Genomic DNA, 12,080 nt, shown 5'->3' on the forward strand with positions numbered 1-12,080 from the left:
TTTTTTAAAAAAGTAGGAGGAAGTATGAAATTACTTGAAGAGCGCATCTTAAAAGATGGCAATGTTTTAGGTGAGAATATCCTCAAGGTGGACTCCTTTTTGACCCACCAAGTGGATTTCAAATTGATGAAAGAAATTGGTCAGACTTTTGCGGACCGGTTCAAAGATGCTGGTGTGACCAAAGTCGTGACCATTGAAGCATCTGGGATTGCACCTGCCCTTTATGTAGCTGAAGCCTTGGATGTTCCCATGATCTTTGCTAAGAAGGCGAAAAACATCACGATGAATGAAGGCATCTTGACGGCTGAGGTTTATTCCTTTACCAAGCAAGTCACCAGCACCGTTTCGATTGCTGGTAAATTCTTGGATCCATCAGATAAGGTTTTGATCATTGACGATTTCCTCGCAAATGGTCAAGCAGCCAAAGGATTGATTCAAATCATCGAACAAGCCGGGGCTCAAGTCGAAGCGATTGGGATTGTGATTGAAAAATCCTTCCAAGATGGACGAGGATTGTTAGAAGAGTTGGGATATCCAGTTGTATCCCTCGCACGTTTGGACCGTTTTGAAAATGGTCAGGTTGTATTTAAGGAGGCAGACATCTAATGCAAAAACAAGAAAGCCATTCACAGGCGGCCATTCTAGGCTTGCAACATCTTTTGGCCATGTATTCGGGATCTATTTTGGTGCCGATCATGATCGCAGGAGCTTTGGGCTATAACGCTCATCAACTAACCTACCTCATCTCTACAGATATCTTCATGTGTGGGGTAGCAACTTTCCTTCAAGTGCAGCTCAATAAATACTTTGGGATCGGTCTTCCGGTAGTCCTTGGGGTTGCCTTCCAGTCTGTGGCACCTCTCAGCATGATCGGGGCTAGCCATGGTAGTGGGGCCATGTTTGGTGCCTTGATTGTTTCAGGGATTTATGTCATCCTTGTCTCTGGTTTCTTCTCTAAGATTGCCAATCTCTTCCCATCAATTGTAACGGGATCCGTTATTACAACCATTGGTTTGACTTTGATTCCAGTAGCGATTGGAAATATGGGAAATAATGCGCCAAAACCAACCGTTCAAAGCTTGATTTTGGCTGTGGTGACTATTCTCATCATTTTAGTCGTTAATATCTATACGACTGGTTTTATTAAATCCATTTCAATTTTGATTGGTTTGATCGTAGGTACTGCCATTGCGGCTTCTATGGGCTTGGTAGACTTCACACCTGTGACGCAAGCACCAGTCGTTCACGTTCCAACACCTTTCTTCTTTGGAGCTCCTAAGTTTGAAATCACCTCAATCTTGATGATGTGTATTATCGCGACGGTTTCCATGGTTGAATCGACTGGTGTCTATCTTGCTCTTTCTGATATTACCAAAGATCCAATTAATAGCACGCGCCTTCGCAATGGTTATCGTGCTGAAGGGTTGGCCGTTCTCCTCGGTGGTATCTTCAACACCTTCCCTTACACCGGATTCTCACAAAACGTCGGCTTGGTGAAATTGTCTGGTATCAAGACTCGTCTTCCAATCTACTATGCGGCTGGTTTCCTTGTTCTTCTTGGTCTCCTTCCTAAGTTTGGAGCTTTAGCACAAATCATTCCAAGTCCAGTTCTTGGGGGAGCGATGCTAGTGATGTTTGGTTTTGTATCGATTCAAGGGATGCAGATTCTTGCGCGTGTTGATTTTGAACACAATGAGCACAATTTCTTGATCGCTGCTGTATCGATTGCTGCAGGGGTTGGTTTGAACAACAGCACCCTCTTCAATGGCCTTCCAACAGGATTCCAAATGTTCTTTGCAAACGGAATTGTCGTTGCCAGTGTCTTAGCGATCGTTCTCAATGCTATTTTAAACCGCAATAAACACTAATCTCACATGAACCGGAGGTCCTTGGATCTTCGGTTTTTTTGACTTTTAAGGAAACATATAGTAGAGTGGAAGAGGAGAGAATCTTATTTGATGAGAAGAGAGTTAGAATCATGTATTTAACCTATCACTTTAAAGAGCGCTTGCGCTTGTTTTTGAGTTTATTTTTGCCGATTTTAATCTACCAATTGGCCAATTATTCAGCCAGCTTTGTCGATACAGCCATGACCGGTCAGTACCGGACCCTTGATTTGGCTGGTGTTTCTACAGCTACCAGTCTGTGGAATCCATTATTTACTTTCCTGACAGGGATTGTCTCTGCGCTGACACCGATTGTTGGGCATCATTTAGGAAAGGGAAATAAAGAACGGATTGCTGGCGATTTTTACCAATTCCTCTATCTGTCATTTGGTATGGCCATTCTCTTAATAGGCTTTGTTTGGGGGATTGCACCCATGATTCTCAAGCAGATCGGCTTAGAAAATGTTGTTGCTCAAATAGCCATTCGCTACTTATATTTCCTTTCTCTAGGAATCTTACCTTTGTTGCTCTTTAGTATCGTGCGGACCTTCCTCGATACCTTGGGCATGACGCGTCTATCCATGTACTTGATGCTCTTGCTCTTGCCTTTCAATGCTTGTTTTAACTATATCCTGATCTATGGAGCATTTGGTTTTCCTGAGATGGGAGGAGCAGGAGCAGGTCTTGGAACCTCTCTGGCCTACTGGGTCTTGTTGGCCATTGCGGTTTTGATCTTGTGCAAACACCCCAAGGTAGCACCTTTCCAATTGTGGAAGCCTCAACCTTATGATTTTAAAGGGATGAAAGAAGTACTGCGCCTTGGGCTTCCAATTGGTGGAATTGTTTTTGCAGAAGTCATCATCTTCTCGCTGGTTGGTTTGTTAATGGCAAAATTCCCATCACTGACCATTGCGAGCCACCAATCGGCCATGAATTTTTCTACCCTGATGTATGCTTTCCCAGTTAGTATCTCCAGTACTATGGCGATTATCGTATCTTACGAACTGGGAGCAGGAAGACCAGAAGTGGTCAAACAATATTGCCGTTTGGGACGACTGACAGCCTTTGGCTTTGCGATTGTCACCCTCGTCTTTCTCTATACATTCCGCTTCCAACTGGCAGGGCTATACGGCAAGGACCCAGTCTTTGTGCAACAAACAGCTATTTTCATGACCTATAGCCTCTTTTTCCAAGTAGCCGATACCTTCGCAGCACCCCTTCAAGGGATTTTGCGGGGATATAAGGATACAACCGTTCCATTCTTATTAGGAGTCTTTAGTTATTGGTGTATCTCTATCCCACTAGGGATTTTCCTTGACCATGTGACCAACCTCGGTCCCTATGCTTATTGGATCGGCCTTATTTCTAGCCTTGTCGTGAGTGGAATTTGTTACCAACTTCGGCTCTGGCAGATCGAAAAAAAACAAACAAACTAAAATGAAGTCTGGGAAACCAGGCTTTTTATGTACCGTGAATATTATAAATTTTCTGAAAGTTCTTGACAATTGATGTCAAAGTGGTAAGATTAGGAGGTAGAAATGAAGAACTAGAAGGAGAACAAGATGAGAAGTGATATGATCAAAATGGGGATCGACCGAGCACCAGCGCGTGGTCTCCTCTATGCGACAGGGCAAGTAAAATCAGCAAAGGATATGCAAAAGCCCTTTATTGCCATTTGTAACTCCTATATTGATATCGTTCCAGGCCATGTTCACCTGCGTGAATTAGCAGATGTTGCCAAGGAAGATATTCGCGAGGCTGGTGGGATTCCTTTTGAATTTAATACCATCGGTGTGGATGATGGGATTGCTATGGGCCATATCGGGATGCGTTATAGTTTGCCATCTCGCGAGTTGATCGCAGATGCTGCTGAAACGGTCATCAATGCCCACTGGTTTGACGGTGTTTTCTATATTCCCAACTGTGATAAGATTACACCAGGAATGATTTTGGCAGCTATGCGGACCAATGTACCAGCCGTATTTTGTTCTGGTGGACCCATGAAGGGCGGCGTTGACATGACGGGGCATCAAGCGACGCTCTCAAGTTTGTTTGAAGCTGTAGGTACTTATCAAGCTGGTGATATGAGCATGGATGAGCTGGATTTCTTGGAAAAAAATGCCTGTCCAACTTGTGGCTCTTGCTCTGGTATGTTTACTGCCAATTCCATGAACTGTTTGATGGAAGTATTAGGCCTTGCTCTTCCTGGAAATGGTACTATCCTAGCTGTTTCAGATGAACGCCGGGAATTGGTTCGTCAAGCAGCCAAACAATTGGTAGAGAATATTAAAAAGGGTATCCGTCCACGGGATATCGTGACCAAAGAAGCCATCAACGATGCTTTTGCGCTCGATATGGCCATGGGTGGTTCAACCAATACGGTGCTTCATACGCTGGCTATTGCGCGTGAAGCAGGGATTGACTATGATCTCAAAGATATCAACGAGATTGCTAAGAAGACACCTTATCTCTCTAAAATTGCTCCTTCAAGTGTTTACACTATGCATGATGTGCATGAAGCTGGTGGTGTTCCAGCCATTATCAATCAGTTGATCAAAAAAGGTGCCATTAAGGGTGATCGTATCACAGTTACTGGTAAAACCTTGAAAGAAAACGTAGCTGGTGCTGAAATCAAAAATCAAGAAATTATCCATCCAATCGAGCATCCGATTTCACCTGTAGGTGGTTTGTCGATCCTTTATGGAAATATCGCTCAGGATGGGGCGGTTATCAAGGTCGGTGGGGTCGATCCATCTGTGACCACTTTCCGCGGAAAGGCCATCTGTTGCGATTCACAAGATCAAGCCCTTGAGTTGATTGACAATGGAACAGTCAAGAAGGGACATGTCGTTGTCATTCGTTACGAGGGTCCTCAGGGTGGACCTGGTATGCCAGAGATGCTAGCACCAACTTCTAAGATTGTCGGACGCGGTCTTGGTAAGGATGTGGCACTGATTACGGATGGTCGTTTCTCAGGAGCTACTCGTGGGATTGCTATTGGTCACGTTTCTCCAGAAGCGGCAGAAGGTGGTAATATCGCCTTGATTGAAGATGGGGACGAAATCGTGATTGACCTTCCAAATCGTACTATTGATTTGCTTGTCGATGATGCCACTCTTGCAGAACGTCGCAAACATTTGAAACCTTTCAAATCAAAAATCTCCAGCGGTTGGTTGCGTCGTTATACAGCCTTTGCCAAATCAGCCAATGTCGGCGGAACCTTGATGAGTGACGAAGAATTCGAAGAACGGAAAGCAGAACGTCAAGCCCAAGAAAAATAAGAAAAAGCCTTTCCTGCTATGTGATATCACAAGCAAGAAAGGCTTTTTTAGTGGAACCATTATTTGGTGCGCATTTCACCTTGAGGGAAGTAGGTTCCTTCAGGCATATCGTTAATGATAACGTGAACTGCTGACTGAGGAGCACCAGTATTGCGAACAACAGCTTCGGTTACTTCTTTAGCGAGGGCTTTCTTTTGTTCCAAGGTGCGTCCTTCAAATAGGTCAATTCGTACAAATGGCATATGGCCACCTCCTAAATTTTTTATAGGACTATTTTATCACATTTTGGGATACAAAGCTTAGCGAAATTATGGTAAAATGATAATGAAACACATTTTAGAGAGAACAAAAGGAAAATGGCACAATTATATTATAAATATGGGACCATGAACTCGGGAAAAACCATTGAGATCTTGAAGGTGGCCCATAATTATGAAGAGCAAGGCAAGAGCGTCGTCATCATGACCTCGGCAATCGATACACGAGATGGAGTAGGAGTGGTTTCTAGTCGGATCGGTATGAAACGAGAAGCCGTTGCAATTGAAGACGATACGGATATCTTTGGCTTTATTAAAAACCAAACAATCAAACCTTACTGTGTGTTAATCGATGAAGCTCAGTTTTTGAAACGCCACCATGTCTATGACTTGGCAAGAGTCGTGGATGAACTGGATGTACCGGTTATGGCTTTTGGCCTCAAAAATGATTTCCGAAATGAACTCTTTGAAGGTTCCAAACACCTCCTCTTGTTAGCCGACAAGATCGAGGAGATCAAAACCATCTGCCAATACTGTTCCCGCAAGGCAACCATGGTCTTGCGTACCCAAGCGGGTAAACCTGTCTATGATGGAGAGCAGATCCAGATCGGTGGACACGAGACCTATATCTCGGTTTGCCGCAAGCATTATTTTAATCCAGACATACCAACCGAAAGCGTCTAGAACGTTTTAGAGAGGATAATAATGTCTATTTGTTTAAAAGATATTACGATAGAGAATTATTTTGACGTTTTAAATCTAGAAGTTCATCCAAATCAAAGGAATTTTATTGCATCCAATTCCATTAGCTTAGCTGAAGCCTATGTATATGATAAAAATGGTGATTTTATAGCTCCCTTAGCAGTTTATGATAAGGAAGTATTAGTTGGTTTTGTTATGATTGCCTATGACCAGAAAATTGGGATCAGCAAGGGGAACTACTTGTTATTTCGTTTTATGATCGATAAACGATTTCAAGGTTTAGGCTATTTTAAACCGACTATGGATGCAGTCATTGACTTTGTTCGAAAAGAACCAGCTGGAAAAGCAACAAGTCTTTGGTTATCTTATGAACCGGAAAATAATCAAGCGAGATCTTGCTATCTCCATTATGGATTTAAAGAAACTGGCGAAGTCATAGAAAACGAAATTGTAGCAATCTATGATCTAACAACCAAGAATTAAGGAGCGAAAATGAATATCTATGATCAACTACAAGCTGTAGAAGACCGATACGAAGAGTTAGGAGAATTATTGAGTGACCCCGATGTGGTCTCTGATACCAAACGCTTTATGGAGCTTTCAAAAGAAGAAGCTTCCACTCGTGATACGGTGACAGCATACCGTGAGTACAAGCAAGTCCTTCAAAACATTGTTGACGCTGAGGAAATGATTAAGGAAGCAGGCGGCGATGCGGACTTGGAAGAAATGGCCAAGCAAGAGCTAAAAGATGCTAAGGCTGAAAAAGAAGAGTACGAAGAAAAACTGAAGATCTTACTTCTTCCAAAAGATCCAAACGATGACAAGAACATTATCTTGGAAATCCGTGGAGCAGCTGGAGGAGACGAAGCCCAATTGTTTGCTGGTGACCTCTTGCAGATGTACCAAAAATACGCGGAAAGCCAAGGTTGGCGCTTTGAAGTTATGGAAGCTTCCTACAATGGCGTTGGTGGGATCAAAGAAGTCGTAGCCATGGTTTCTGGTCAATCGGTTTATTCAAAACTCAAGTATGAATCTGGTGCCCACCGGGTACAACGGGTTCCAGTGACTGAAAGCCAAGGGCGTGTCCATACCTCTACAGCAACCGTTCTGGTCATGCCAGAAATTGAAGAAGTCGAGTACGACATTGATCCAAAAGACCTTCGGATTGATATCTACCACGCATCTGGTGCGGGTGGACAGAACGTCAACAAGGTCGCAACAGCCGTTCGTATCGTCCACTTGCCAACCAATATCAAGGTTGAGATGCAGGAAGAACGGACGCAACAGAAGAACCGCGAAAAAGCCATGAAGATCATCCGTGCGCGTGTGGCTGACCACTTTGCTCAGATTGCCCAAGACGAGCAAGACGCTGAGCGGAAGTCTACTATCGGGACTGGTGACCGTTCAGAGCGGATCCGGACTTACAACTTCCCTCAAAACCGTGTGACCGATCACCGGATTGGCTTGACCCTTCAAAAACTGGATACCATCTTATCTGGTAAATTAGATGAAGTGGTCGATGCTTTGGTCTTGTATGATCAAACACAAAAACTAGAAGAGTTGAACAAATAATGTTGTTGGGACCATTATTAGCCCAGTATGAAGAAGAATTAATAGCCGTTGGAGAGGAAGCAGAAAGCCTCTCCTTCGCGTATCGAGCTTTAAAAAACTGGACTTTTACAGACTTTGTCCTTGCCTTGCAAAAAGAAGTGGAAGTAGAGGATCAGGCCTTGCTTGAATCCATCTTTGAGCAGTTGAAATATCACGTCCCAGCCCAATATATTATTGGCAGTGCAGAATTCTGTGGCCATATTTTTACAGTGGATGAGCGCGTGCTGATTCCACGCCCAGAAACAGAGGAGTTGGTGGCTCTAATTCTCGAAGAAAACGATGAGAAAGCCTTACGAGTTCTGGATATTGGTACAGGAAGTGGTGCTATCGCTATTAGCTTAGCCCTTGCTAGACCTGCCTGGCGGGTTCAAGCTAGCGATGTATCAGAAGAGGCTTTAGCCCTGGCTCAAAAAAATGCCAAGCAGCTAGAAGCAGTCCTTGCCTTCAAGTCGTCAGATGTACTGGATCAACTAGAAGGTCCTTATGACCTGATTGTATCCAACCCTCCCTATATCTCTCGGGATGATGTAGAAGAGGTTGGAGCCAATGTTTTAGCCTCTGAACCCCACTTAGCTCTTTTTGCGGATCGTGATGGATATGCCATCTACGAAAAGATTGCCCAGCAAGCACCAAGTGTTTTAACACCAGATGGAAAGATTTACCTAGAAATTGGCTATAAGCAAGGAAGCAAGGTAAAAGAGCTTTTTCAAGAGGCATTTCCCGACAAACGCGTTCGCGTTCTGAAAGACCAATTTGGACAAGATAGAATGGTAGTAGTAGACAATGGATCACATTGAGAAAGAATTAGAAGCAGGACGTGCGGTTATTCTGCCAACTGAAACAGTCTATGGTATTTTTGCCAAAGCTTTGAATCAAGAGGCAGTCGATTATATATACGAGTTAAAACGTAGACCTAGAGACAAGGCTCTGAATTTAAATGTAGCCGATGAAAAAGCAATTCGACTTTATTCGAAAAATCAACCTAGTTATTTAACAAAACTGGTTGATTCATTTTTACCAGGACCTCTGACTATTATCCTTCAGGCGAATGACAAGGTACCTGGCTGGATTCATTCAGGATTGGATACAGTTGGCTTCCGTATTCCGGCTCACCCAAAAACGTTGGAATTAATTCGTAAGTACGGTCCTTTGGTTGGTCCCTCGGCTAATCTTTCAGGTCATGCAAGTGGAACAAAGTATGAGGCTATTGTAAGCGAATTTGATCAAGTGGTTCCTGGTATAGAGGATGATGACTTCTTGACTGGCCAAGATTCAACTATTTTGGATATCTCTGGTTCTAAAGCCAGGATTTTGCGGCAAGGTTCGATTACACAAGCTGATTTGCTTGCACAAGTGCCAGAGCTTTCCTTTGAGGATGATAAACTTCCTCAGTGATAATGTACATAAATAATTTTTTATAAAGGAGTAGACCGATGATTTTTGATAAAGAAGATTACAAAGCCTATGATGCAGACCTATGGAATGCGATCGCTAAAGAAGAAGAGCGTCAACAAAACAATATTGAATTGATTGCTTCTGAAAATGTCGTCTCTAAGGCAGTGATGGCTGCTCAAGGGTCTATTCTGACCAATAAATATGCCGAAGGCTATCCTGGTCGTCGTTACTATGGCGGGACAGATGTGGTCGATGTGGTCGAAAGTCTCGCGATCGAACGGGCCAAAGAAATCTTTGGCGCTAAATTTGCGAACGTTCAACCGCATTCAGGAAGTCAGGCAAACTGTGCTGCCTATATGGCCTTGATTGAGCCTGGTGATACCGTCATGGGGATGGATCTAGCTGCCGGTGGGCATTTGACGCACGGAGCTACTGTGAGCTTCTCTGGTCAAACTTATAACTTTGTGTCTTATAGTGTAGATCCTGAAACAGAGCTCTTGGATTTTGATGCCATCTTAAAACAAGCCCAAGAAGTGAAGCCAAAACTCATCGTTGCTGGTGCCTCAGCCTACTCTCATATTATTGATTTCTCAAAATTCCGTGAGATTGCAGATGCAGTAGGAGCTAAGCTCATGGTTGACATGGCCCATATTGCTGGTCTCGTGGCAGCGGGTCTTCATCCAAGTCCAGTTCCTTATGCCCACATCACGACTACGACCACTCACAAGACCCTTCGTGGACCTCGTGGAGGTCTGATCTTGACCAATGACGAGGAATTAGCTAAGAAAATTAACTCTGCTATTTTCCCTGGTATTCAAGGAGGACCGTTGGAGCATGTCATTGCAGCCAAAGCTGTCGCTTTCAAAGAAGCGCTGGATCCTGCCTTTAAAGAGTATGCAGCTAATGTGATTAAGAATAGTCAGGCCATGGCTGATGTCTTCTTGCAAGATCCTGATTTCCGCGTTATTTCAGGCGGAACAGAGAACCACCTTTTCCTTGTCGACGTCACTAAAGTCGTTGAAAATGGGAAAGTGGCGCAAAACTTGTTGGATGAAGTCAATATCACCCTCAACAAGAACTCTATTCCTTATGAAACCTTGTCTCCATTTAAGACCAGTGGGATTCGGATTGGTGCAGCGGCCATCACCGCTCGTGGTTTTGGTGAAAAAGAAAGTCGCACCGTTGCTGAACTGATGATCAAAGCGCTGAAGAATGCGGACAATCAAGAAGTATTAGACGAAGTGCGTAGCCAAGTTAAAGCCTTGACAGACGCCTTTCCACTTTACGAGGACTAAACCATCTTATGGATATTTACGTAAAAAAAGCCATCATTCATCAATTTAGCCCCGACGATACCGATCTTTATCTGGCAGATAAATTGCTCAATATCACGCCTAAAATTGAGGAATACTTGCGCAAAAAGATTGAACGGGTTTATTCTGATGAAGCCAGGACCGGTATTTTCGAAGAGGACAATCCTTTTCTTGAGATGATTTCAGATGACCTACTAGAAACTTCGGTCGCAGTAGCGAATCGTTGGAAGGAAGAATTTGTCGTCTCTGAGAATCAAAAAACCAACGATTTGGTGTTCATTCAATTCTCAAAAGAAGGGGTGGACCATTTTGCCTTTCTTCGGATTGCCTTACGGGAAACCCTGACGCATCTTGGTGGTGAAGTGGATAATCCGATTAAGCTGACGCAAAATAATCTACCTGGTTTTGGCACTGGTGCTGATGAGGCCTTGGTCATCAATCTTCAAAGTCGCAAATACCACTTGATTGAAAAACGGATCAAGTACAATGGGACTTTCTTGAACTATTTTTCTGAGAATCTCTTGCAGACGCAACCCAAGATCTCCCCTAAAAAATCGATCAAGGCACTAGAAAAAACAGCTCAGAAGATTGCGGAAAGCTTTAACACAGACGATTTTCAATTTCAATCAAAGGTTAAATCAGCTATTTTTAACCATATTGAGGAAGAAAATAAACTCTCTCCAGAGAAATTAGCGGATTATCTCTTCGACGACAATCTGACAGCTCGCCTTAGTTTTATTGACCAAGTTAAAGAAGCTGTACCAGAGCCTGTCACCTTTGAAGAGATTGATGCAAGTCGCCAGTTGAAGAAGTTCGAAAATCAGAAATTGTCATTGTCAAATGGAATTGAACTAATCGTTCCGAATAATGTCTATGAAGATGCAGAATCTGTTGAATTTATTCTAAACGAGAACGGAACCTATTCTATTTTGATCAAAAATATTGAGGATATACAGAGTAAATAATGATTAAACGTATAGTGAAGATCTTCTTATTCATCTTACTAATATTTGGAATCTACAAGGGGGTTCAGATCCACCATGATGTCAAACAAGTCATGCAGTACCGCTCCCTGGTTAGAGAAGTCCTTGCTGAGGAGGACACCACGGCCAATGAAAACCTCATTCTTGCTATGATCTATACGGAGACCAAAGGTCGAGAGGACGATGTCATGCAGGCGAGTGAGAGTGCAAGTGGTGAGACCAATACTATTAGTGATAATAAGGCCAGCATTCGCCAAGGAATTCAAACTCTTTCAGATGAGTTAAAAGAAGCCAAGAAAAAAGGCGTTGATAGCTGGACAGCGGTTCAAGCCTATAATTTTGGGAAAGACTACATCGATTACGTCGCAAAACACGGTGGAACAAATTCCCTCGAGTTGGCCCGCGCTTATTCACGAGATGTAGTGGCACCAAGTCTTGGCAATGTAACCGGTGAAACTTATCTTTACCTCCACCCTATCTCTCTTTTAAACGGGATGGAACTCTACATTAATGGGGGGAACATTTATTATTCTCGTTTAGTAGAAACCAATATGACGATTATGAAGTTATTTTCATGGTTTTAATCATTTTCCAGAGAGCCGATTGGCTCTTTTTTAAGCTGATCAGTTCTGCCTCCGATTTTGAGGGATAA

At 43.2% G+C, this 12,080-nt stretch carries 13 protein-coding genes; 12 read left to right on the plus strand and 1 reads right to left on the minus strand.

The window, feature by feature from the left end; genetic code table 11:
- Nucleotides 1–24: 24 nt before the first annotated feature.
- The 4 genes from LPB220_RS05715 (at nucleotide 25) to ilvD (ending at nucleotide 5,167) form a co-directional block, all read left to right on the plus strand.
- Nucleotides 25–606, plus strand: a complete 582-nt coding sequence (locus LPB220_RS05715) for a xanthine phosphoribosyltransferase (RefSeq protein WP_003001484.1) — start codon at nucleotides 25–27, stop codon at nucleotides 604–606.
- The gene (locus tag LPB220_RS05720; protein ID WP_021153180.1) at nucleotides 606–1,868 is read left to right on the plus strand and encodes a nucleobase:cation symporter-2 family protein; all 1,263 of its coding nucleotides are present in this window, start codon (nucleotides 606–608) and stop codon (nucleotides 1,866–1,868) included. Before LPB220_RS05715 ends, LPB220_RS05720 begins: the two co-directional genes overlap by 1 nt.
- Before the next feature lie 110 nt (nucleotides 1,869–1,978).
- Complete coding sequence (locus tag LPB220_RS05725) at nucleotides 1,979–3,322, plus strand: MATE family efflux transporter (protein WP_150906061.1); 1,344 nt, start codon at nucleotides 1,979–1,981, stop codon at nucleotides 3,320–3,322.
- A 126-nt stretch (nucleotides 3,323–3,448) separates the two neighbouring features.
- On the plus strand, nucleotides 3,449–5,167 hold the full coding sequence (gene ilvD, locus LPB220_RS05730; protein ID WP_150906063.1) for a dihydroxy-acid dehydratase: 1,719 nt from the start codon (nucleotides 3,449–3,451) through the stop codon (nucleotides 5,165–5,167).
- A 59-nt stretch (nucleotides 5,168–5,226) separates the two neighbouring features.
- On the opposite strand, the gene LPB220_RS05735 is transcribed toward ilvD, so the two are convergent.
- Nucleotides 5,227–5,409, minus strand: a complete 183-nt coding sequence (locus tag LPB220_RS05735; protein ID WP_001117401.1) for a 4-oxalocrotonate tautomerase — start codon at nucleotides 5,407–5,409, stop codon at nucleotides 5,227–5,229.
- A 114-nt stretch (nucleotides 5,410–5,523) separates the two neighbouring features.
- Between LPB220_RS05735 and LPB220_RS05740 the strand changes: the two genes are divergently transcribed.
- From LPB220_RS05740 to LPB220_RS05775, 8 genes are read left to right on the plus strand one after another with little or no spacing between them, the layout of a single operon-like run.
- Nucleotides 5,524–6,108, plus strand: a complete 585-nt coding sequence (locus tag LPB220_RS05740) for a thymidine kinase (RefSeq protein ID WP_003007269.1) — start codon at nucleotides 5,524–5,526, stop codon at nucleotides 6,106–6,108.
- A gap of 21 nt (nucleotides 6,109–6,129) precedes the next feature.
- Nucleotides 6,130–6,609 carry a GNAT family N-acetyltransferase gene (locus tag LPB220_RS05745; protein WP_150906065.1) on the plus strand — a complete coding sequence of 160 codons (480 nt, stop codon included), beginning with the start codon at nucleotides 6,130–6,132 and terminating at the stop codon, nucleotides 6,607–6,609.
- 9 nt (nucleotides 6,610–6,618) lie between these two features.
- Entirely contained in the window at nucleotides 6,619–7,698 is a 1,080-nt protein-coding gene (prfA, locus tag LPB220_RS05750) for a peptide chain release factor 1 (RefSeq protein WP_003007273.1), read from the plus strand.
- On the plus strand, nucleotides 7,698–8,534 hold the full coding sequence (prmC, locus tag LPB220_RS05755; protein WP_150906067.1) for a peptide chain release factor N(5)-glutamine methyltransferase: 837 nt from the start codon (nucleotides 7,698–7,700) through the stop codon (nucleotides 8,532–8,534). Before prfA ends, prmC begins: the two co-directional genes overlap by 1 nt.
- Nucleotides 8,521–9,132: an L-threonylcarbamoyladenylate synthase gene (locus tag LPB220_RS05760; RefSeq protein ID WP_150906069.1), complete on the plus strand. Its 612-nt coding sequence runs from the start codon at nucleotides 8,521–8,523 to the stop codon at nucleotides 9,130–9,132. The genes prmC and LPB220_RS05760 overlap by 14 nt, the downstream gene beginning before the upstream one ends.
- A gap of 38 nt (nucleotides 9,133–9,170) precedes the next feature.
- On the plus strand, nucleotides 9,171–10,427 hold the full coding sequence (gene glyA / locus LPB220_RS05765) for a serine hydroxymethyltransferase (RefSeq protein ID WP_150906071.1): 1,257 nt from the start codon (nucleotides 9,171–9,173) through the stop codon (nucleotides 10,425–10,427).
- A gap of 8 nt (nucleotides 10,428–10,435) precedes the next feature.
- Nucleotides 10,436–11,410 carry a nucleoid-associated protein gene (locus tag LPB220_RS05770; RefSeq protein WP_150906073.1) on the plus strand — a complete coding sequence of 325 codons (975 nt, stop codon included), beginning with the start codon at nucleotides 10,436–10,438 and terminating at the stop codon, nucleotides 11,408–11,410.
- The gene (locus tag LPB220_RS05775; protein WP_023918108.1) at nucleotides 11,410–12,012 is read left to right on the plus strand and encodes a lysozyme family protein; all 603 of its coding nucleotides are present in this window, start codon (nucleotides 11,410–11,412) and stop codon (nucleotides 12,010–12,012) included. Before LPB220_RS05770 ends, LPB220_RS05775 begins: the two co-directional genes overlap by 1 nt.
- The last annotated feature ends 68 nt before the right edge of the window (nucleotides 12,013–12,080 follow it).

Origin of the sequence: Streptococcus sp. LPB0220 (assembly GCF_008727815.1) — a bacterium.
Classification (GTDB): domain Bacteria; phylum Bacillota; class Bacilli; order Lactobacillales; family Streptococcaceae; genus Streptococcus.